The sequence below is a fragment of the Shewanella sp. genome (assembly GCF_047975355.1).
In the GTDB taxonomy this organism is placed as follows: Bacteria; Pseudomonadota; Gammaproteobacteria; order Enterobacterales; family Shewanellaceae; genus Shewanella.
In genome coordinates this window covers 259921-283062 of sequence record NZ_JBKEDJ010000006.1, presented here as the reverse complement: position 1 = coordinate 283062, position 23142 = coordinate 259921, and the positions used below count along the sequence as shown (strand labels likewise).

19 protein-coding genes are annotated in these 23142 nt (G+C 43.0%); 17 read left to right on the top strand and 2 right to left on the bottom strand.

Annotation, left to right across the window (positions count from 1 at the left end):
- Window positions 1-63 precede the first annotated feature (63 nt).
- From ACK5NH_RS03960 to ACK5NH_RS03910, 11 genes are all read left to right on the top strand, one after another.
- Window positions 64-2496, top strand: a complete 2433-nt coding sequence (locus tag ACK5NH_RS03960) for a DNA polymerase II (protein ID WP_416917905.1) — start codon at window positions 64-66, stop codon at window positions 2494-2496.
- Window positions 2497-2716: 220 nt separating this feature from the next.
- Window positions 2717-3925 (top strand): porin, encoded by a 1209-nt coding sequence (locus ACK5NH_RS03955; protein WP_416917877.1) that lies wholly within the window; start codon window positions 2717-2719, stop codon window positions 3923-3925.
- A gap of 433 nt (window positions 3926-4358) precedes the next feature.
- A complete protein-coding gene (locus tag ACK5NH_RS03950; protein WP_416917876.1) occupies window positions 4359-6992 on the top strand; it encodes a TonB-dependent receptor plug domain-containing protein in 2634 nt (877 codons plus the stop codon).
- A gap of 679 nt (window positions 6993-7671) precedes the next feature.
- Window positions 7672-10281, top strand: coding sequence for a TonB-dependent receptor (locus tag ACK5NH_RS03945; protein WP_416917875.1), 2610 nt, complete (start codon window positions 7672-7674; stop codon window positions 10279-10281).
- A gap of 288 nt (window positions 10282-10569) precedes the next feature.
- Window positions 10570-11544 (top strand): class I SAM-dependent methyltransferase, encoded by a 975-nt coding sequence (locus tag ACK5NH_RS03940; protein WP_416917874.1) that lies wholly within the window; start codon window positions 10570-10572, stop codon window positions 11542-11544.
- A 451-nt stretch (window positions 11545-11995) separates the two neighbouring features.
- The gene (locus tag ACK5NH_RS03935) at window positions 11996-12778 is read left to right on the top strand and encodes a DUF3450 domain-containing protein (RefSeq protein WP_416917873.1); all 783 of its coding nucleotides are present in this window, start codon (window positions 11996-11998) and stop codon (window positions 12776-12778) included.
- A complete protein-coding gene (locus ACK5NH_RS03930) occupies window positions 12778-14133 on the top strand; it encodes a MotA/TolQ/ExbB proton channel family protein (RefSeq protein ID WP_416917872.1) in 1356 nt (451 codons plus the stop codon). Before ACK5NH_RS03935 ends, ACK5NH_RS03930 begins: the two co-directional genes overlap by 1 nt.
- Window positions 14133-14660: a MotA/TolQ/ExbB proton channel family protein gene (locus ACK5NH_RS03925; RefSeq protein ID WP_011626575.1), complete on the top strand. Its 528-nt coding sequence runs from the start codon at window positions 14133-14135 to the stop codon at window positions 14658-14660. Before ACK5NH_RS03930 ends, ACK5NH_RS03925 begins: the two co-directional genes overlap by 1 nt.
- Before the next feature lie 13 nt (window positions 14661-14673).
- Window positions 14674-15078, top strand: a complete 405-nt coding sequence (locus ACK5NH_RS03920) for an ExbD/TolR family protein (protein WP_011623215.1) — start codon at window positions 14674-14676, stop codon at window positions 15076-15078.
- A gap of 1 nt (window position 15079) precedes the next feature.
- Window positions 15080-15703 carry an energy transducer TonB gene (locus ACK5NH_RS03915; protein WP_416917871.1) on the top strand — a complete coding sequence of 208 codons (624 nt, stop codon included), beginning with the start codon at window positions 15080-15082 and terminating at the stop codon, window positions 15701-15703.
- Window positions 15704-15705: 2 nt separating this feature from the next.
- On the top strand, window positions 15706-16953 hold the full coding sequence (locus ACK5NH_RS03910) for a tetratricopeptide repeat protein (RefSeq protein WP_416917870.1): 1248 nt from the start codon (window positions 15706-15708) through the stop codon (window positions 16951-16953).
- Window positions 16954-17004: 51 nt separating this feature from the next.
- Here the strand turns inward: ACK5NH_RS03910 and ACK5NH_RS03905 are convergent, their stop codons facing one another.
- A complete protein-coding gene (locus tag ACK5NH_RS03905; RefSeq protein WP_416917869.1) occupies window positions 17005-17514 on the bottom strand; it encodes a diguanylate cyclase domain-containing protein in 510 nt (169 codons plus the stop codon).
- An 80-nt stretch (window positions 17515-17594) separates the two neighbouring features.
- Between ACK5NH_RS03905 and ACK5NH_RS03900 the strand changes: the two genes are divergently transcribed.
- The 5 genes from ACK5NH_RS03900 (at window position 17595) to ACK5NH_RS03880 (ending at window position 21205) form a co-directional block, all read left to right on the top strand.
- Window positions 17595-19424, top strand: a complete 1830-nt coding sequence (locus tag ACK5NH_RS03900; protein WP_416917868.1) for a DUF885 domain-containing protein — start codon at window positions 17595-17597, stop codon at window positions 19422-19424.
- A 180-nt stretch (window positions 19425-19604) separates the two neighbouring features.
- Window positions 19605-19883: a peptidylprolyl isomerase gene (locus ACK5NH_RS03895; protein ID WP_011623210.1), complete on the top strand. Its 279-nt coding sequence runs from the start codon at window positions 19605-19607 to the stop codon at window positions 19881-19883.
- Between the two features lie 75 nt (window positions 19884-19958).
- Window positions 19959-20495 carry a GNAT family N-acetyltransferase gene (locus ACK5NH_RS03890; protein ID WP_416917867.1) on the top strand — a complete coding sequence of 179 codons (537 nt, stop codon included), beginning with the start codon at window positions 19959-19961 and terminating at the stop codon, window positions 20493-20495.
- Between the two features lie 70 nt (window positions 20496-20565).
- The gene (locus tag ACK5NH_RS03885) at window positions 20566-20796 is read left to right on the top strand and encodes an RNA-binding S4 domain-containing protein (protein WP_011623208.1); all 231 of its coding nucleotides are present in this window, start codon (window positions 20566-20568) and stop codon (window positions 20794-20796) included.
- 22 nt (window positions 20797-20818) lie between these two features.
- The gene (locus tag ACK5NH_RS03880; protein WP_011623207.1) at window positions 20819-21205 is read left to right on the top strand and encodes a ribonuclease E inhibitor RraB; all 387 of its coding nucleotides are present in this window, start codon (window positions 20819-20821) and stop codon (window positions 21203-21205) included.
- Between the two features lie 52 nt (window positions 21206-21257).
- On the opposite strand, the gene ACK5NH_RS03875 is transcribed toward ACK5NH_RS03880, so the two are convergent.
- A complete protein-coding gene (locus ACK5NH_RS03875; RefSeq protein ID WP_109285815.1) occupies window positions 21258-22166 on the bottom strand; it encodes a LysR substrate-binding domain-containing protein in 909 nt (302 codons plus the stop codon).
- Window positions 22167-22307: 141 nt separating this feature from the next.
- On the opposite strand from ACK5NH_RS03875, the gene ACK5NH_RS03870 reads away from it, so the two are divergent.
- A complete protein-coding gene (locus ACK5NH_RS03870; protein ID WP_416917866.1) occupies window positions 22308-23078 on the top strand; it encodes a TSUP family transporter in 771 nt (256 codons plus the stop codon).
- Window positions 23079-23142 lie beyond the last annotated feature (64 nt).

The following is a 23142-nucleotide window of genomic DNA, read 5'->3' as shown; positions in this document are numbered from 1 at the left end:
GGCAATTTTATTGTATGCCCCGTGAATCAATAAGCAGCGAGAGCCTTAAGATTGAAACCTGAGTTGAATCACCCCGAGCGCTTGACGCATGAAACGGCCTCACCAGTGAGTGTACAGGGACGGGTCCTGACGCGCCATGCTAATACGCACGGTGCATCGCTAGTGCTGCAGTATTATCTCGCAACCGTTTCAGGTCCTGTACTGGTGGAGTTACCTGGCTCTGAGTACATTTGTTTTTGCCATCAAAGCGATATACCAGCTTTGCAGTTACAAACGCCGGGGCTTGCGCTGCGCTTTGTGCCACTCGCGCTTAAAAGCTTTAAAAGGCAAGCAGTAGCGGCGATTTATGCTCAATCGAACAGTATGTTTCGTAGCTTACAGCGGATAGCAACGGATGCTGGCATTCCCTTATTTGAGGCCGATATTCGCCCTGAGCAGCGCTTTTTAATCGAACGTTTTGTGGCGCTAGATGTGGCATTTTTAGGGCATTATGTCAGCAAAGCTGGCATAGATGGGCAGTTGCCTGTTTTTAGTGCCATTCGCGCTAAAGCGGTTGCGCCGCAGCCAGCAATTAAACTGCGCTCAATCTCCCTCGATTTTGAATGCAGTTTTGACGGTTTACTCTATTCCGTGGCCCTTTATGGGCGCGATGCTCAATCTCAGCCCTATGAAAAAGTCATTATGGTGGGCGAGACGCAGCCTGGTGCTGCAATCTATATCGAATGGGTGAACGATGAGGCGACGCTTATCCATCGTCTAATCGCTTGGTTTGCTGAGTTCGACCCCGATGTGATCATTGGTTGGTCTGTGGTGACCTTTGACTTAGCCCTGTTATATCGGCGTGCCTTGTTGCATCGAATACCGCTGCGTATTGGTCGAGGTGGCGCGGTCCTTGAGTGGAAAGTTGAGAATAAATTTCGGCCAGAAACCTTAATTTTGCCAGGGCGAGTGGTGCTCGATGGTATCGATTGGTTAAAGGCGGCCTTTTATCAGTTTGAGCGTTTCTCCTTGGAGTTTGTCGCCCAAGCGCTACTCGGTGAAGGCAAAGCAATTCACGATGTGGAAAATCGAGCTCAAGAGATTGATGCGCTATTTGCCGAAAATAAACAAGGCCTTGCGCATTATAATCTGACCGATAGTCGCTTAGTGTGGGATATTTTTGAACATACTCAATTGTGGGATTTTGCCCTCGCTCGCGCCGAGTTAACGGGGCTAGAACTTGGGCGAGTGGGGGCGTCAGTCGCGGCATTTAATCATTTGTATTTACCCCATTTACACCGAGCAGGCTATGTCGCGCCAGCAGAACCTGCCAGCCAAGGGATTGAAAGCCCCGGTGGCTATGTGATGGATTCTGTCCCTGGTTTTTATCAGCATATTTTAGTGTTTGACTTTAAAAGCCTTTATCCATCGATTATCCGAACTTTTTTGATTGATCCTAAGGGGTTGATTGAAGGTTTAGATAATGAGGACGGATCTGCATTAACTGAGCCTGAAACTGTTCCGGGTTTTTTGGGGGCTCGTTTTAGTCGGCAGCAACCAATCCTGCCAAGACTTATTCAAAATCTCTCAGAACAGCGTGAAAAGGCAAAGCGAGAGGCGAACGCACCTCTATCGCAAGCGATTAAAATCATAATGAATTCGCTCTATGGGGTTTTAGGCTCCCAAGGTTGTGTGTTCCATGATGCCAAACTGGCAAGCTCTATTACCATGCGTGGTCACCAGATAATGAAACAGACCCGCGCTTGGATTGAGGCGATGGGCTATCAAGTCATTTATGGGGATACCGACTCTACCTTCGTTTATTTAGGCCCTGAACCTGAAATCAATGATATTAATGCATTAGGTAAGCTGATTGCCGTGCAAATCAATCAACAATGGCAGACTAAAATCGCGAAGGATTTTCAATTAGAAAGTTTCCTCGAATTACAGTTTGAACGCCACTACGAACAGTTTTTTATGCCGACATTAAGGGGCTCGGAAGAGGGGAGTAAGAAACGCTATGTGGGTGCTTGGCGTAATCAAAATGGATCGTTAGAAATCACTTTTAAGGGAATGGAGCAGGTTCGCAGTGATTGGAGCCCCTTGGCGCGCAAGGTGCAGGCGGAACTCTATGAACGCATGTTTAATCAGCGCGATATTAGTGGTTATTTGGCGAATGTGATAAGCGAGCTATTGGCCGGAAAGCGTGATGATGAGTTGATATTTAGTAAACGCATGCGCCGTAATTTAGACGAATACACGGCCAAGTCTTCTCCCCATGTGAAAGTCGCTCGACAACTTTGTGAATTAACAGGAAAGTCATCCTTTGGCAAGCGAGGGGCGCAGATTGATTATGTAATTACTGTAAACGGTCCTGAACCAGTTTCGCATAGATCGTCTACAATTGATTATCAGTACTACATTGATAAGCAAATTGGCCCTATCGCCGAGCCTGTATTTTCAATAATGAAACTAAATTACACTAGCATTACGTCGAACCAATTGTTGTTAATTTAGTGTTTGCATTGTGTGTTTTGTGTTTTGTTTGCTGGTCTTTGTAGTGTTTTAACCTGTTTTATAGAGGTTAAACACGCTGTTTTTGTGATGTTTCTCTACATAATCTTTAGGTTTCGCTTGGAGAGTGTAATGAAAATTTGCTACTCTCACTGGGAAATTGTAAGGAAATATAACAACGGAATGACGTTGGTAAAACATAAACGAAAAGGTTAAGCACCAAATGAACAAAACGTTAGTAGCAACTGCGCTAGCAGCACTCTTTCTCGCTCCAACTGTATCTGCAATCGAAATCTACAAAGATGATAAAAATGCGGTAGAGATCGGTGGCTTTATTGATGCGCGTGTAATCAACACTCAAGGTGAAACTGAGGTTGTTAATGGTGCTTCTCGAATTAATTTTGGTTTCAGCCGTGAGTTAACCCACGGTTGGAATGCATTTGCCAAATTGGAATGGGGCGTTAACCCTGTTGGCAGCAGTGACATTGTGTATAACAACCGCTTTGAATCGGTGCAGGATGAGTTCTTTTACAACCGTTTAGGGTATGCAGGCATCAGCCACGATGAATACGGCACTATCACTATTGGTAAACAATGGGGTGCTTGGTATGACGTGGTTTATAACACTAACTACGGTTTTGTGTGGGATGGTAACGCCGCTGGTGTTTACACTTTCAATAAAGACGACGGCGCGGTAAACGGCGTCGGTCGTGGTGATAAAGTCGTCCAATACCGCAACAGCATCGGTGATGTGAGTTTTGCGGTTCAGGCGCAATTAAAAAACAGCAGCTTCTACACCTGTGACATTGAAAACATTACAGAAGAAGCCTGTGAAATGGAATGGAATGCAGGTAAGAAAGAAGCGCAACAAGTCACCTATGATTACACCTATGGCGGCTCTGTAACTTATAAAGCGACAGATAAGCTTAGCTTGATGGCGGGTATTAACCGCGGTGAATTTGATATTGCCTATGGTAATGGCGATCAGAAGACTGCTGTTGATCTGATCTACGGTGTGGGCGCAACTTGGGGTGACTTCGATAAAGATGGCTTATATGTAGCAGCCAACGTTCACAAAGAAGAAAACCATGATACCGATAACATTGGTCGCTTGATCAAAGATGCCTATGGTGTTGAAACTTTAGTGTCTTACAAATTTGACAATGGCCTACGTCCATTTGTGTCTTACAACATTCTGGATGCAGGTAAGGATTATGTTATTCAACCTAACTTTAACGCCGATCCTAACGATGTGTTCAAACGTCAGTTTGTAGTTGTAGGTTTACACTTTGTTTGGGACCCAAACACAGTACTCTATGTTGAAGCACGTAAAGACTACAGCGACTTTACCAGCACCGACAAAGCACAAGAAGCCAGAATGTCATTATCAGAAGATGATGGCATCGCCATTGGTATCCGCTATACGCTTTAAGCCTCATTAGTTATCTAGTCTCTAGATAACTAAAAATTTAACAAAAACGCCAGTCAGCAATGACTGGCGTTTTTGTTTTAAAGTTTTAAAACTTTAGTATTAAACGGAAATATTTTAGTTGTAAAGATAAAGTATTATTTTTTGTGGTAATAAATAAAACTAAAGGTTTATATTTTAGAGGGTTTTTGATGTTCAAAAAGATGTAAAGTTAAAATGTTTCATTTAATTTATTGTTTAATAAGGTAGATTTTTTTGCTTATTTAATCGGGTGGCATGTTGTTTGTTTTTCCCATTTACAGTGCTAAGCGTCTATCATGTTGCTGATGTTTTTATTATGTGATTACAATGTTAATAAATATAGGATTAAGCCTTTATTTAAATTTCCGTATCGTCGTCAATGGAAATAATAATAATTTTTCAAGGGAGATTGACAATGCACAATAATAATTTTTTAGCGACCTCTATACGACTCGCTTTAACTAGTTCTCTTGCTTTGGGGGCCTTTTCCGTATCTTCAGTGTCCATTGCAGAGGAAGATACCGCCAAAGTTGAGCGTATTGAAGTAACTGGCTCTCGCATTAAGCGTAGCGATTTGGAAGGCGCTTCGCCCGTTACAACAATTACAACAGAAGACATGAAGTTAGAAGGTAACTTCACTGTTGCCGATGCTTTACGTAACAGTAACTTAAACACTTTCGGTTCTTTTTCTGAAAGGTCTGGTAGCTCTGCCCAATCACAAGCAACGATAGATTTACGCGGCGCAGGTTCTGATAGAACGCTTGTTCTGATTGATGGTAAACGTTTCCCTGGGTCACCAACATTAGGCGGGGGATCGGCAAACCTTAACGCGATCCCAATGGCTGCCGTTGAACGTATTGAAATTCTCACTGATGGTGGTTCTTCTACCTATGGTTCTGATGCTATTGCTGGCGTTGTGAATATCATCATGAAAAAGAATTACCAAGGACTAGAATTTAATGTCGGAGGTGGTTCACGTGAAGCTGATGGCGGATTAACCAGTAAAGAGTTTTCTGTCGTTGCTGGTTATCAAATGGATAAAGGGAATATTACATTCTCGTTCGACCATCAAGATAGAAAAGGGATTGCGGATGGTGACAGACCCTATACTGCGGCAAGTATGTCAGATCTAAATGGCGATGGGATTATCCAAGCATATACTGAAACGACAGGTTGGAGTATCTACGGTGCAACGGTTGCATCTCCTGATTTTTCTGAAACCCAAGCTTCTCCATTATGTGACGACTTAGCAGCTCAGTATGGTTCTGATGTATTCAAAAAAGTTGCGGCAGATGATGATTGGGGACCTGGCTCAACTTATTGTATGTATGCCAACGCGAACGTTTCATACAACAAAGCATCAACGGACCGCAATACAGTTTATGTTGATGCTAACTATGAGGTTGCAGAGAACATTGAGTGGTTTGGTAGAACCATGATTACTCAAGGTAAATCTTTTGGCCGCTATGCTCCTCCGGCTGCTGCATGGAATAAAATGTCTGCGGATAATCCAAACAACCCATATGGTGTTGAAACGACAGGTTATTGGCGTTGGGTTGGTATTGGCACTCGTGATGGTAATGTCGACGATTATAACCAAGATTATTTAACTGGGCTACGCGGAACTCTGCCTTCATTAAATGATGCAACTTGGGAATTTTATTATCATTACAATAAAGCAGATAATAAATCGATCGGCGAATATTATCTAAGTTATGCGGGTCTAGCCTACAACGAGCAAAATGGAATTGATCTTGGCTCGGAAGAAGGCATTGCTAATATGAAAGCAACGACACTGACTCAAGATACGGCAACTTTCCATCAATATAATGCTGGGATTGGATTCGATGCTTTTGAACTTCCTGGCGGTGCAGTTGCTCATTATTTCGGTATGGAATATTTTGAGCAAGATTTTGCATCTGTGTATGACGCACAATCAGAAGCGGGCCTAATTGGTGGTAGTGCCGGTAACTCTGCAAGTGGTGACCGTCAAGTGTGGGCTGCGTTTTATGAAGCAGTGCTTCCAATTACAGATACAATCGAGTTAAACGTAGCTGCCCGTTATGATGATTACAGTGACTTTGGCACAAACGTTGCCCCCAAAGCTGCAATTCGTTGGCAAGCTCTTGATAATTTAGTTGTTCGAGCATCCTACTCCGAAGCTTTTAGAGCTCCTAGATTGGATCAGTTAAATGCGGCCGATACATTTAGTGCAGAAAGTGGTAAAGATTATCCATTCTGTGGCTCGAATGGCCAAGAGTCTTGTCCGACAAAACAATTTGACACATATATCTCATCTAACGATAGTTTAGATGCAGAAACTTCAGACTATCTGAATCTAGGTATTGCTTGGGATGTTGTTGAAGAGTTTTCGGTTAAATTAGATTACTTTAATCTGAACATTGATAACGCAATTTCTCAGCGTTCAGTCACTAACGTAATTCGTGGTATTGCGAACGGACAGCTAACGCCTGATAGTACTTTCTATGTCGAACGTGCTCCTTCATCACCAGATGGTTCATTGGGACGCGTATTGAAGGTCGGTACTGGCTACGCCAACGGCGATAAATTAACAATCGAAGGCATAGATTTAGCATTTGCGGCAAACTTTGCGACTGGAATTGGTGATTTTGGTATCAATTGGAATAATAGTTTTGTCCTAGATTATACTTCAGAGCAAGTCGGTGGAGCAGCTGCTCAAAACACCGCAGGCTGGGAAGGACAACCTGATTATAAATCTGTATTAACCACAACCTATACCATTACTGACCATAAGTTCTCATGGAATATGAATTATACATCTGGTACTTATGCTAAAGAGAATGCGATCCAAAATGGTTCGGTTCTGGTGCCGGAAGGTGATTTAGATTCATGGCTGATCCACAACCTAACTTACACATACGACATTGGTAACTTTGGCGCTATCACTTTGATGGTGAATAACCTAACTGACGAAGACCCTGTGTTGAATAATGGAAAGTATGAAAATGCGGATCTATATAATAACTATGGTCGTGAATATCGAGCGAGTTATACTGTCAAGTTTTAAAATATAGACTTAAAAAATGCCGCTTCTAGAAGCGGCATTTTTATTTTGTAAATTTTTACTCATTTTATGAAGGAGAACAATTTTAAATTATTATAGGAGGCTGTCCGCATTCTTCTTACTAAGTTTATTTTCCGCAATTTTTGCATTTAATGAAATGTGAGTATCAGACTTATTGATTATCGTGTTCAACAATCATGTGTTGAGTAGTGGTTTCTTAAACCGTCCCATCAATACAGTAGCTTTGCCTACATTAGAAATGCTCCCTCTACTACATCCATAGTCAAAAATTCGAACAGCATATAAATTGGCATCAAACTTTATCACCAACTTGTCGAGCCCCCTTAAGTTAGTCACATTTTTTTTACATCCGAAATTATGCCTGCATAAGTCTTTCAGATTTAACTTATTTATGAGTATGAAAAATAAGCAAACTTTAGACTTAGTTCCAAGTGTACCTAATTGAGCCTGGTGCTGGTAATTGTTGTATCTTTTTGTTTTTGTTGATTTATTTTTAGCGTCTGTACAGTGTGGTGTACGGTGAATGTAATTCTATTGTCGTATTTGTTGATTTTATGTTTACCATGTGTTTTTATTGTGTCGACTTGGTTCCGCCTGTTAACAGACTGATCTAAGTTGTTTAGTAAAAATAATAAATAACAAATATCCAGGGAGATAGACAATGCATAAGAATAGCTTGCTAGCTAAGTCAGTGCGTTTTGCGTTGATTAGTGGTGTGACTGCTGCGACGTTAAGCGTACCATTCACTTTTGCTGCTGAAGAAGATGGTGCAAAGGTTGAGCGTATTGAAGTTACTGGCTCACGTATCAAACGTAGTGATTTAGAAGGTGCTTCTCCTGTTACCTCTATCACGACTGAAGATATGAAAGTTGAAGGTAACTTCACCGTAGCTGATGCACTGCGCAACAGTAACTTAAACTCATTCGGTTCATTCTCTGAGCGCTCGGGTAGTTCTGCTCAATCACAAGCTACTATTGACTTACGTGGTGCTGGTTCATCTCGTACTTTAGTTCTTATTGATGGCAAACGTTTCCCTGGCTCTCCAACATTAGGTGGAAGTTCTGCAAACTTAAACGCCATTCCTATGTCTGCTGTTGAGCGAATCGACATTCTGACTGACGGTGCATCATCTACATACGGTTCTGATGCAATCGCTGGTGTTGTTAACATCATCATGAAAAAGAACTACCAAGGTGTTGAATTCAATGCTGGCGGTGGTTCACGTGAGGCCGATGGTGGATTAACCAGTAAAGAATTCTCTGTAGTCTCTGGTTATCAAATGGATAAAGGTAATATTACTTTCTCTTTTGATCATCAAGATCGTAAAGGCATTTCAGATGGTGACCGCCCATACACTGCGGCAAGTATGAATGATGCTAACGGTGACGGTATTATCCAAGCTTACACAGAAACCATCGGTTGGAGTATTTATGGTGCAACAGTAGCTTCTCCAGATTTCTCTGAAGCTCAAGCATCACCTTTGTGTGATGATTTGGCTGCACAATACGGTTCAAATGTATTCCAAAAAGTGGCGGCTGACGACGATTGGGGGCCAGGTTCAACTTACTGTATGTACGCGTTTGCTAACGTGTCTTACAACAAGGCTTCAACTGACCGTAACACTGTTTACGTAGATGCTAATTATGAAGTCGCACAAGATGTTGAGTGGTTCGGTCGTGCAATGGTAACTGCCAACTCTTCATTTGGTCGTTACGCTCCACCTGCGGCGACTTGGAATAAAATGGCTGCTGATAACCCTAATAACCCTTATGGCGAAGTGACTACTGGTTACTGGCGTTGGGTGGGAATTGGTACTCGTGATGGTAATGTTACCGACTATAACCAAGACTATTTGACCGGTTTACGTGGAACGCTACCTTCGCTGAATGATGCTTCATGGGAAGTTTATTATCACTATAACAAAGCTGATAACAAGAGCGTTGGTGAGTATTATTTAAGCTATGCGGGTCTTGCATATAACAATGCAAATGGTATTGACCTAGGTTCAGAAGAAGGTATTGCTAACATGAAAGCAACTACCTTAACTCAGGATAGTTCAGTATTTAATCAGTGGTTTGCGGGTATCGGGTTTGATGCTTTTGAATTACCTGGCGGTACAGTAGCTCATTACGTTGGTGCGGAATATTTTGAGCAAGAATTTGCTTCTGTTTATGATGCTCAATCTGAAGCTGGCTTAATTGGCGGTAGTGCTGGTAACTCTGCAGGTGGTAGCCGTGATGTTAAAGCGGTGTTCTACGAAGCGGTATTGCCAATTGTTGATAGTGTAGAGGTTAACTTAGCTGCTCGTTACGACGATTACAGCGACTTTGGTGGTGAGTTGTCACCTAAAGCATCTGTTCGTTGGCAAGCATTGGATAGTTTAGTTGTTCGTGCTTCATATTCAGAAGCATTCCGTGCACCTTCTCTAGACCAATTATATGCAGCTACATCATTCAGTGCTGAATCTGCTCGTGACATTCCATATTGTACTGACCAAGGTATTGCTGAAGCTGACTGTCCAAGCAAGCAGATTGATACATATTACTCGGCAAACAAAAACCTAGAGCCAGAAACTTCTGACTATATCAACCTAGGTGTTGCATGGGATATTGTTGAAAACGTTGGTTTGACAGTCGATTATTTCGACCTGACAGTAGAAAATGTGATCAGTTCACGTACAACTCAATCTGTGTTGAAAGGTATTGCTGACGGTACTATCACTGCTGACGATACATTCTACGTTATTCGTGCTCCAAATGGTGCAGATGGTTCTTTAGGTAAAGCCTTAGAAGTTGGTACAGGTTATGCGAACGGTGATAAGTTTGAGATTGAAGGTATCGACGTAGGCCTGAATGCAAACTTTGAAACAGGCATCGGTGATTTTGGCATTAACTGGATGAACAGCTTTATTCTAAGCTATATCACTGAAGACACAGCTGGTGTATCAGAAGATATCGCTGGTTGGGCTGGTTCTCCTGATTATAAGTCTGTATTCACTACAACTTATTCATTTGGTGATAACACACTCGCTTGGAACATGAACTACACCAGCTCTACCTATGAGTCGGGTACTACTGGTCATTTAGATTCATGGTTAATCCACAACATCAGTTATAGCTATGACGCTGGTAACTTCGGTAAAATTATGTTAGGTATTAACAACTTAACTGATGAAGATCCAGTATTGAGTTCAGCTGGTGTTTATGAAAATGCTGACTTGTATAACAACTACGGACGTGAGTACCGTGCTTCTTATACGATCAAATTCTAATAAATACTTGATAATCGTTTAACACTAAAAGGCCAGTTCTAAACTGGCCTTTTTATTGGTATCTTTTAGTTAGTTATAGTTGTTTTTAATGTAGTAAGAGTTTGAGTTTCATTCGATAAAATTGCTCCAACCTGTTACTATGCTGTTAAATGAAAAGTCTTTATAATTCATGGCTATACATAAGCAGGTTCATTGCCAGTATTATTAACCCTTCTTTACTAATCTTGGATATTAAATAGTTGTTTTATATGTAGTCTATTAAATGTTTTTTTATTGGGATAGATATCAATGAGTGAGCACTGGAGTGAGTACTGGAAGTCAGGACACTTAACATCATTTGGTAATGAGTTCAGTGATAATTATACAGGCCAGTTACGTAGCATATGGGAGAGTATATTTAATCGTTTACCAAATAACTTTAAATTGTTGGATGTTGCTACTGGAAATGGAGCATTGCCACTTTTAGCTCAAGATTATCTCAAAAAGTTTAATTTTATAGGTACTATTAAAGGAATTGATTTTGCGAGTATAAATCCTCAGCCATTGATAGAGTATCATCAGAATAAGAAAATCAATATTGATCTGCTCGGTAACGTGAGAGCAGAGTCTTTGCCTTTTTCAGATAATGAATTTGATGCAGTTATTTCACAATTTGGCATTGAATATTCTGATATCAAAAAATCGTTTTATGAAGTTAATCGAGTGCTCGTTAATGGAGGGATTTTTGAGTCGATAATCCATCATAAAAATTCCTCAATTATAAAAAATAATACAAGGCTGCTTAATTTTTTGGGTCTTGCTCAGATTGAATCGGTCATAATGGTCTTGAGGCAACTTGCTCAAGATATGGGAAATATGCGTGGCCCTGATGATTTGAAACGAGTAAAGTCTTGCCCCAAATGTGAGAATAGTCGGTTAGAGGTTAATCGTCTTCTAGCTGAAATCGCTACATTTGATGAAATTGCATTTCGAGATACAGAATTACTGACTTATGTCAATAATTTTTTCAAGAGTGGGCTTTTCTGGTCTGTGGATAAAAAACTTGAATATCTTGATTTTGTCGAATCCCAACTCCTTGTTTACAAAAATCGGCTCAACGAACTCGTTGCTGCGGCTATGGATTCCGACAACATAAACAACCTCAAACTATATCTCACAACATTTCATGTCGCAGATCTAGTTGTAGATGAGGTACATAGTGATAAGAATGAAATCATTGCTTGGCACATGCGATATACAAAATTGAGAAATATTGATAGCTAATGCAAGTTCTTCCTTAACTTTAACTGGTACTTATCCTCATGCATAGTTAGCTATGAAGTCATAAATTTTTTAGCAACTATAAATGTAAAATTTTAGATTTATTTTGAAAAGTCATTTTTTTCATGTGTTTACATGGGTTTGTTAAGTGTGATTAAAGATTTTTATTCTACATGTTTTGTTGATGTTGTTTAAAAAAACACCTTTCGTAAAAAAATTCATAACTAAGACTTCTTTACACTAGTTTTTACGTGTCTCGAATGTTGACACAGGTCAACATTTTGTGAAATGATGCCAGCGGGTCTATGCCTGTAAAGGCATAGGAAAGGGAAGAAAAAACTAAGAATCACAAGAGAAAGATATACTTACAGTAAGCATTTACTAAAGTAAGTCTTGCTTAAAGTGATGTTGCTGTTAAGTTAACTTTTTATTCACTTCAAATTGGTTGGGAACTATGTCCAAGGTAAGCAATAGAACAAAAATCGCTACTGCACTTGTTGGCGTGCTGGCATTAGCGAGCAGCAACTTAGTAGTTGCAGACCCTCTTACCGACGTGCAAAAAGCGGATAGTATGATCCATGCTGATGCTGCTGCGTCGCAAAAGAATGTTGATAAATATTTCGATCAAGCACAGGACATGCTCTTTGAGTATGGTTCAGTTGCTGATGAGCGTGAATCACTGAAGTCATATAACGATTACGTTGCCAGCTTAGTTGCTGATCAACAAAAAACAATGGACGCGATTCAAACAGACATTAACGGCGTAGATAAACTGCGTCAGGGCGTTGTGCCTTTAATGTTTAAAATGGTTGAGTCTTTAGAACAGTTCGTTCAATTAGATTTACCATTCAACTCTGAAGTTCGCGCTAACCGCGTTAAAGAGTTAAAAACACTGTTAAACACAGCTGAAGTGACTTTGGCTGAAAAATACCGTTTGATCCTAGATGCGTACAGCATCGAGCGTGAATACGGTAGTGCTGTTGCAGTTAACCAAGGTAAATTGACCTTAGATGGTAAAGAAGTATTAGTAGACTTCTTTAACTTAGGTCGTGTTGCTTTATACGCACAGAGCTTAGATCAGAAGACTGGCTGGATGTACAACTCTCAAACTAAGGCTTGGGATAAGTTAGATGACAGCTACTTGCGTGAACTGACAAAAGGTATCCGCATTGCCCGTAAACAAGGCGCTCTAGATCTATTCGCGTTACCAATTCCTGCTGCGGAGACTGCACAATAATGAAGAAGTTAATTACTACAGCTGTATTAGCTGCAAGTTTTTCTTTAACTGCTGGTATGGCAAGCGCTGCTGATGCGCCTAAGACCATCGACCAATTATTGCAGCAAGTTAAAGTTGATCGCGCTGCTGAAGGCAAAGTTAACAGCAAGCGTGAGCAAGAGTTCCAAGCTGAGCGTGGCGATAAAGCGGCTCTGTTAAAGCGTGAAAAAGATGCTTTAGCGGCTGAAAAGCAACGCGGTAAAGACCTTAACCAAGCTTTCTTAGATAACGAGCGTAAAATTGCTCAGTTAGAAGAAGACCTGAAAACTGCTCAAGGTGACTTGGGTGAGATGTTCGGTGTGGTTAAAGGTGAAGCGGGCGATTTCGCTGGTAAATTAGCGAGTTCAAACGTAAGTGCTCAATACCCAAATCGCGATAAATTCATTGCTGATTTAGGTGCTCGTAAGCAATTACCAAAAATCGAAGAGTTAGAGCAATTCTGGCAAGAGCAGTTATTCGAAATGGTACAATCTGGTAAGGTTGTTAAATTCGAAGGTTCTGTGACTGGTATCGATGGTAGCGTTAAAAACACCACTATTCACCGTATCGGTGCTTACAACATTACTGCAGATGGCAAATATGTTGTTTATAACCATGACCTAGGTCTAATTCAAGAGTTATCACAACAGCCAGAAGGTTACCAAGTTAGTGCAGTAGGTAAGTGGGAACAAACTACTTCAGGTACTGCGCCATTCTATATCGACCCAGCTCGTGGTGTTCTGTTAAATATCTTCACTAACAAAGCTAGTATGGAAGACCGTATTGAATCTGGTGGTACAATCGGTTATATCATTATGATTTTATTAGCTTTAGGTCTGTTAATCTCTGTCGAGCGTTTAGTGACAATGACTATCATTGGTGCTCGTGTGAACAGCCAACGTAAGAATATTGATAACCCAGGTAACAACGCCTTAGGCCGTATCCTGAAAGTGTATCAAGAGAACAAAGACGTTGACGTTGAAACATTAGAGCTAAAACTCGACGAAGCGATTTTGAAAGAAACGCCTGCGTTAGAGTCTCGCATTTCAATCATCAAAGTTTTGGCCGCTATCGCACCAATGATGGGTCTGTTAGGTACAGTAACCGGTATGATTGCAACCTTCCAAAGTATCCAATTGTTCGGTACTGGCGATCCAAAACTGATGGCTGGCGGTATCTCTATGGCGCTGGTCACTACAGTTCAAGGTCTGGTTGCGGCTCTGCCTCTGATGTTAATGCACGCAGTTGTTGTTGCTCGTAGCAAGTCAATTGTGCAAGTTCTGGAAGAGCAAAGTGCTGGTATCATCGCAGCGCACGCTGAGAAGAGGGCTGACTAATGATGATTCACCTGATGGACATATGGGATTCCGTCAGGGGCTTCATGGCCTCCGGAGGCGACGTCCTCTGGTTAGTCGCGTTTGTGCTGTTCTTAATGTGGGTATTGATGCTTGAGCGTTACTGGTATCTCAATTGGATATCACCAAAGCAACATAAAGCAATCATAGCTGCATGGGATGCTAGAGAGGAAACGACCTCTTGGTATGCACACCGTATCCGTGAAGCTTGGCTGTCCCAAGCGAAGCAAGATTTGAATGCACGTATGCTGGTCATTAAAACCTTAGTAGCGATTTGTCCTATGATAGGTTTGTTAGGTACTGTTACCGGTATGATTTCAGTGTTCGATGTGATGGCAGTTCAGGGGACGAGTAATGCTCGTTTAATGGCGGCTGGTATTTCAATGGCAACAATGCCCACTATGGCGGGAATGGTTGCAGCATTATCGGGAGTATTCTTCAGTACTCGCCTTGATGCAAAAATGAAAATCAGCTTAGAAAAGCTAAAAGACAGCATGCCGCACCACTAGAGAGAGATTGAACATGGCACGTAAAAAGCATTCCAGTGTAGACGAGGAAGCGCAAATTGATATGACACCGATGCTCGACATCGTGTTCATCATGCTGATCTTCTTCATTGTAACAACGTCATTCGTGAAACCATCTGGTTTGGACTATAACAAACCAAAAGCTTCACAAGCGACATCTAAGCCTTCGGCCAACATCTTTATCGGCGTCAGCAAAACTGGCGTGATCATGATGGAAAACCGTCAGGTTGATATCGAGCGTGTAACTGCAAACGTTGAGCGTATGCTAGCTGAAGCGCCTGAAGCAGCAGTGCTGATCCAGGCGGATAAAGATACGCAACACGGCTTAGTTGTTAAAGTTCTAGACCAAGTCAAAGCGGCTGGTATAGATAAGATTTCGGTATCTGCGGGGAACGATTAATATGCTAAGAGCACTAGTATCAATCATTATTGGTGCTGCTGTGACTTTTGGTCTGTTCGCTTTTATGGCGTTCTTGGTCGGTGGTGGGGCGCAACGCGCTGAAACATCGGCCGAGACCCCTGTAATTGAAATCACAATGGATAGACAGGATTCAAAAGCACAGAATAAGCCAAGGGTAGTGCCTAAGCCACCACCACCACCAGAGCAACCACAGAAGCCTGATACTACGCCACCAGACTCTTCATCAAATATTGATACGTCTATGTCGTTCAATATGGGTGGTGTTGAAGCCGGTGGTCACAGTGCCGGTGGCTTCAAATTGGGTAATATGATGACTCGTGATGGTGATGCAACACCAATCGTTCGTATCGAGCCACAGTACCCAATTGCGGCAGCACGTGATGGTAAGGAAGGTTGGGTGCAATTGCGCTTTACGATTAACGAGTTAGGTGGTGTTGATGATGTTGAAATTATCAATGCTGAGCCGAAGCGTCTATTTGATAAAGAAGCAATCCGTGCACTGAAAAAGTGGAAGTACAAGCCGAAGATTGTTGATGGCAAGCCACTTAAGCAACCAGGTATGACAGTGCAACTAGACTTCACTTTAGATAAAGGAGGCAAATAACAATGCGTAATGCACATAAAATCGCAGTTGCGTTATTGCTCTCTCTTTGTGGTGGCGCCTTATCCGTTTCTTCGGCTGTTGCAGCCGAGAAATGTGAAATTGATAAGCGCCAATCTAAAGCGGTAGGCGAAAGTGCTGCGAAGAAAGTTCAAAAATCATTCGAAGCTTATACTAATGGTCAGTTAGATCAGGCTATTGCTATCCTGCTTGAAGCGAATGCAAAGAATGATTTCGATAAAGCGTATGTTGCGCGTATGCTCGGTAACTTCTATGCCGAAAAAGGCAAGATGGATACCGCGATCAAGTACCTAAAGCAAGCCGTTGAGGCTGATATTTTAGGTGGCACAGATCACGCTGCAACACTGCGCCTCTATGCCGATTTATTGTTACAAGAGAAGAAGTTTAAGGAAGCAATTCCTTACTATTACAAGTGGATGGATTTCACTTGTAAGGCAGACTCTCAAATGTATCGTCGTATCGGTATTGCATACACAGAACTGAAACAGTGGGACAAAGTGATTGAAGTGGCTGATAAAGGTCTTTCACTTGCTGAAGCTCCTGATAAAGGTCTGTATCAGATGAAACTGACGTCTTACTTCAACCAGAAGAAGTATAAAAAAGCCGTTGGTGTGTTGGAAGTCATGGTGCCGTTATTCCCGGATGATGGCAGATTATGGGTTCAGTTAGCACAGTTTTATCTGATGGTAGAAGACTATGATAAGTCGCTAGCGACTTATGATTTGGCTTACCGTAATGGTTTCTTGGATACTGGAGCTAACATCACTCGTTTAGCTCAGCTGATGGCACAGAAAGGTGCGCCATATCAAGCGGCTAAAGTATTCCAAAAGAACATGAAGTCTGGCCTCATCACTGAAGATGCTAAATCTTATGAGATTTTGGCTGGTTTCTACCAAAACGCGAAAGAGTTCAAAGAAGCTGCTGAGTTTTATGGAAAAGCGGCTGCTATCAATAACGATGGCAAGCTGTATCTGAAACAAGGCCGTTTACTGAGCTTGAATGAGAAATACTCTGAAGCGATCCCTGTGCTTGAGAAAGCCATCTCTTTAGGTATTGAGCATCCAGGTGAAGCAAACTTCGAATTGGCGCTAGCCCATTTAAGTTTGAAACAGTACAAGTCAGCTTATAACCGCGCTGTATTAGCCGCGAAGGATAAGAAGACTGAGAAGAGTGCAAACAGCTATATCTCTTATATTAAAGAGAAAGCACGTATGCATAATGTCGAACTGTAATTCACTGTATTCGCAATGCAGATCTAAAAAGCCCCGTAAGGGGCTTTTTCTTTATTGGAGTTTTACAAGCACTTGTGACTGTTGCTGGTTGCGTTCGAGCTCAAGTGATAGCTTAGAGACGTTGTTAAACAAAGATTCTATACGCTTTTCTTGCGTGGGTAAGCACAAACAAGCTGCGAGCTTATAGTCAATTTTCAGTTTGTGATTTTTACCAAACTCTTGATTAAATTCTTGAATATGGTGTGCTATTCGCTTTAACACCACTTCAGTACCTTCCTCATCAATATTGAAAAGCCCTAAAGCAAAATGGTTGTGATCTAATCTGGCAATCAGATCAGTCGCTCGTAATAGTGCTTCTTGTACCTGTTTAGTAAAGAATTCGAGTAAATGGGGTTGTTTGACGGTTTCATGAATGTGAGGGCACAGATACAATAACGCCAAGCTTTGCTGCTCACGTATGTGCCTGTGCCACTCTCGGTTGAATACTTCCATGAAATAGGTTTGGTTGTAGACCCCTGTTTCAGGATCCCTAAAACCTGAGTTACGAAATGAGTAGATCATAGATGAATCCCGTAAGCAGACTTTGAACTAAGTATAGGAAGAGTTTGGCTATCACGGACCCAAAAGGAGAAATATAAAAAATGAAATTAAGTTTATTAGCGGGAACGATAGCGTTAGTGTTTGCTTTACAAGGTTGCTCAAAGCCTGAGACAACTACAGTTGGGCAGGAAGGGACGGCCCAAACTGCACCGGTGCAGGCAGAAACTCAAACTGTTGAGTCAAAATACGCCGCACTAGTCGATGCCTATTTTAAAGATTACTTAAAGTTAGAGCCGATTTACGCCACGTTTGTTGGTGTTAATGACTACAACGCGCAGTTCGGCGGCGACTTAACCGAGGAATATCTTAAGGCGCGTCATGATCTTAATACTCGTTATTTAGCGCAAGTGAGGGCGATTGACCTTGAGCAATTGCCAGCCGATTTACAACTCAGTTACGCGCTGTTTGTTTATGACCGCGAAATGGCCCTAGTGGACGAAACCTTCCCATCACGCTTTATGCCGATCAGCCAGTTCTACAGTACTGTGATCACTATGGTGCAATTGGGTAGTGGTGAGAGTGCGCAGCCTTTTAATACAGTGCAGGATTATCGCAACTGGGAGCAGCGTGTTAACGGCTTTATTGATTGGATCCAATTGGCCGAGAATCGTATGAATGAAGGTATTGCGAGTAAGGTGGTGTTACCGCGCGTGTTAGTTGAGCGGATTATTCCCCAGCTTGATGCCATGCTTACCACAGATGTCAGCCAAAGCATCTTCTATTCACCGATTAATCACTTCCCTGAAGGGTTTTCGGATCAAGATAAAGCGGAGCTAACAGCAAGTTATCAGGCGATGATTAATGAGCGTTTAGTGCCTGCATTAGCGGGGCTGCGCGATTACTTCAAGCAGACTTACTTACCTAAGTCCCGTGCGACGGATGGTTGGTCTGGTCTGCCAAATGGTAAAGCTTGGTATCAGCATTTAGCCAATTCTCATACCACCACAACCATGCCAGTGGATGACATTCACCAAATTGGTCTCAATGAGGTCGCACGAATCCTTTCTGAGATGGACAAAGTGCGTGAGCAAGTGGGTTTTAAAGGTGACTTAAAAGCCTTTTTTGCCTCTTTATCGTCTGAGCCACAATACTTCTATGACGATCGCCAAGGCTTAATCGATGGTTATATGGTGTTGAAAGATAAGATTAACCAAGTATTGCCACAGTATTTTAATGTGATGCCAAAGGCCGACTATGTGGTTAAACCGGTTGAAAGTTTTAGAGAACAATCGGCTGCGGGCGCATCCTATGAATCACCAGCTGTGGATGGTAGCCGTCCTGGGGTGTTTTATATCAACACCTATAACCTAAAAGCTCAGCCGAAATGGGGTATGACGACGTTGTCATTACATGAGGCCGCGCCTGGTCACCATTTCCAAATCGCCATTAAGCAAGAGCTAACGGGCGTTCCTGAGTTCCAACGCTTCAGTGGTTATACCGCCTTCGAAGAGGGTTGGGCGTTGTATGCTGAATACTTAGGCATCGAAATGGGGCTCTTTAGCGACCCTTACCAATACTTCGGTAAGCTTTCAGATGAAATGCTGCGTGCGATGCGTTTGGTGGTGGATACAGGATTACATGCCAAAGGCTGGAGCCGGGAGCAAGCGATTCAATATATGAAGGATAATTCGCCCATGGCCGAGTCGGATATTATTGCTGAAGTTGAACGTTATATGGCGATTCCGGGTCAAGCTCTGTCCTACAAAGTAGGTCAGCTAAAAATCCTTGCCCTACGTGAGCGTGCTGAAAAAGCCCTAGGTGATAAGTTTGACCTAAAAGCTTTCCATGATCAGATCCTCACCTCTGGCTCGCTACCTATGGCGGTGATGGAGCAGAAGATAGACCGCTGGATAGCGGCGACTAAGGCTTAACACTGAGTCAATTATGCTGCGCCGTTATCGATAACAAAATCAATGACGGCGCAGTTTAAGACTTTTTAATTAAACAGAATGTTTTTATACTCAACATTCACATCCCGTTTAGATGTCATATAAACGGGAACCATATGATATTTGGGGCAAATGTCTCAGGATTATTCAGGGAGTTTTACCATGGTTCAGGCTACAGCAAGACATTTGTTAGTGAGCAGCGAAGAGCAGTGCCAAGCACTTAAACAACAGATCCTCGATGGTGCCGATTTTGCGCAAATCGCCCGCGCCCATTCTTCATGTCCATCGGGCGCACAAGGTGGTGAATTAGGTTCATTCGGCCCTGGGATGATGGTGCGTGAGTTTGATGAAGTGGTATTTAGTGCGCCATTAAACGTGGTTCAAGGCCCAGTCAAAACCCAGTTTGGTTACCACTTACTCGAAGTGACCAGCCGCGGTTAATCGTCTTCTTGCCGAGACAATGGCAGCGTTTGGCTGCCATTTTTTTTGAGTTTGTTCGCTCATCGGGGAGTCACTATGCTTGAACTATATACCGACAGATTAAGACTTCGCAGTTTACAAGCGAAGGATTGGGACCACTTCTTGGCATTACATCTAGATCCTGACATCAATCGCTATGTGCGTATTCCTGAAACTCCCGAAGTGATCCGGCAAAAGTTTGAGCAGCGCTCAGTCACATGGGACTATACCTCTGGCGATTGGCTTACGCTGGTGATCGAAACTCTGGATACCAGTGAGTTTATCGGTTTAACTGGTCTTCATTGTCACAGTGTGGAGGAGCAACGTGCCGAGGTCGGTTATTTGCTGGCGCACGCAGGGCAAGGTAAAGGCTATGCCACTGAGAGTTTACAGGCGGTTGTCGATTGGGCGTGTTTAAGTCTGTCAGTCCATAAATTGGTTGGGTACTGCGCCAAAGATAATATCTGCTCAGCCCGGGTGATGGAGAAATGTGGCTTTCAACTCGAGGGCGTATTTCGGCAGCATTTTAAGATAGGTGATGAGTGGCTAGATGAATCCGCCTATGGGCTGCTCGCCGATGAAAGGCAAAGATAAGTTAAATTATCTGCATCCCATGGTACATGCTGCTATAATGCCGCAGGTTTATTTTTTGAGGCGTGTTTAAGTGGCGCAAATTAATCAGTTAGCTTTGTATCCTGGCGAAGATTTTATTGAATTGTACAAAGTATTAAAGGTACAAGGCATGTCGAATGCCGGCGGCGAAGCCAAGCATGTTATTGATGAAGGTTTGGTTACCGTCAATGGCGAAGTGGAAACGCGCAAACGTAAAAAAGTCGTTGCGGGTGACATCGTTAGCTTTAATGGTGAATCGGTTCAAATCATTGCGGCTGAATAAGCCAGATACTGTGGAGTAGGATATGCAATTTCCAGACGACGATAATGGCAAAATGCTGGCTGCGATGGCCGAAGCCGGAATTGACCTCACTAAAGCCCTCGATGTTGATTTCTTTTTAGTTTTCGATGATCAGCGCGATGCTGAAACTGCACTCGAAGAGTTAGCTAACTCCGATTTAGAAGGCGAAGTTGAGCTAAACCTTAACGATGAACTCGGTAAGTGGGAAATCATCGTATGCATCAACATGGTGCCAGACTACGATGACTTGGTTGAACAAGAGACCATTCTCAATGATTTTGCGGCCGAGTTTGGCGGCATGACCGATGGATGGGGCGTGATGCAACATCAAGAAGGTGATGATGAGTTTATGGATGACGACCATGTTCACGATGAACATTGCCATCACTAAGCCTATCGCCGGATAAGCGTTAAAAACCACCGCTCAGGTGGTTTTTTGCTATCTAGGCTTTGTCTATATCTGACGATTGCCTATATGGGGCAAATAACTCGAGCATCCAATCGATAAAGGCCTGCACCTTTAACGGTAGGCTAGGGGATTTGGGCGTGAGTAAGTAATAAGCGTATGGGCTGGTAAAAGGCGCTTGAAACGGGATCACTAAGCTGCCATTGGCCAATTGATCTTCGATAAAAAAACGTGGGATCAACGCTGCGCCCATGCCACTGGCCGCGGCTTGACTCAACATATAAAAATGCTCGACGCCAAAGGTTTGCGCCTGTGTGAGTACCAGTCCCACTTTGTCCGCCCAATACTCCCACAGCTCTGGCCGTGTGGTGTGTTTCAGCAGAGTAACCTGATTGATGTCTTCGATGCTTTTGAGTTTAGGCGCGAGTGACGGCGCACAAACTAAGCACAAGTCTTCATCCATCAGCTTGATGTAATTAACCCCTCTGGGGAGTTGAGTGCTGCTGCGGATGGCAATGTCGTAACGGCCTTGGCTGAAATCGACAGCAAAGTCACCAATCGAGAGATCCACATACAAATGCGGATGCCGAGATTTAAATTGCTCCATCCGGGGGATTAACCAGTTGATGGTTAAACTAGGCAACACATTGATAGCTAAGGTTTGTGGTCGCGAGCCTTGGCTGCGTAAATCGGCGGTGGCACTGGACAAAGTTTGCAGAGCCGCTTGCACATGCGGCAAGTAGCGCTTGGCTTCGTCCGTGAGTGCGACTTTTTTATGCAGGCGCACGAAGAGGGCAAAACCTAAGAATTCTTCTAGTACACGGATTTGTTTACTGATGGCGCCATGGGTGACATGCAGTTCTTTACTCGCAAGTGTCATGCTTTGCAAGCGGGCGGCAGACTCGAATGCTCGTAATGCATTGAGGGGCGGCAAGGAAGTAAACATAGGCGTATCCGAATCGAGTAAATGATAAGGGTATTTAGTGTGAGCTTTGCTCACGCTAGCGCGACAATAACTCCTTTGCGTTTATAAGGCAAACGCAGTCTAATGCGAAGCCTTAGCTCCTATTACTCAATAATAACAATCATGGAATTTGAACTGACTCTACAAATTGCGGCATTACTCTTTGGCGTGGCTATGGTGGCGGGGTTTATCGACTCTATCGCCGGCGGCGGGGGATTGCTAACTATCCCTGCGTTAATGTGGGCGGGTTTACCGCCGGCGGTGGCACTCGGGACTAACAAATTACAGGCCTGCGGTGGCAGCTTTTTTGCGAGCTTGTACTTTGTGCGTAAGGGATTAGTTGATTTGAAGGCCGTTAAACAGTCCCTTATCTGTGCCTTTGCGGGCGCCGCCTTAGGCACTATTCTGGTGCAGTTGGTCGATGCCAAAGTGCTAGAGTTAGTCTTACCTTTTTTAATCCTCGCGATTGGTTGTTATTTCTTGTTTTCGAAAAAGATTTCGGAAGATGACCGCCACCAAGTGTTAACGCCTACCGTCTTTGCCTTTACCGCCGCGCTCGGTGTGGGTTTGTATGATGGCTTTTTTGGTCCTGGCACAGGGAGTTTCTTCGCGCTGGCCTTTGTGACCTTGGCCGGTTTTGGTCTGGCAAAGGCGACGGCACACGCCAAGGTGTTAAACTTCTCGACCAATATTGCTTCGCTTATCTTCTTCACCTTAGGTGGCAAAGTGATTTGGGTGCTCGGCTTAGTGATGCTGGCTGGGCAGGCAATCGGTGCGACTTTAGGTTCGCGCTTAGTCGTGACCAGAGGCACTAAGATCATTAAGCCATTGGTGGTGACTATGTCATTGGCCATGAGTGTGAAACTGTTAGCGAGCCAATATCAACTGTTTTGATATAGCCGCTATTGTATTTGACTCTCCCTTGATAAGGCCGATTGCCTATTTGTGCTGCATAGTC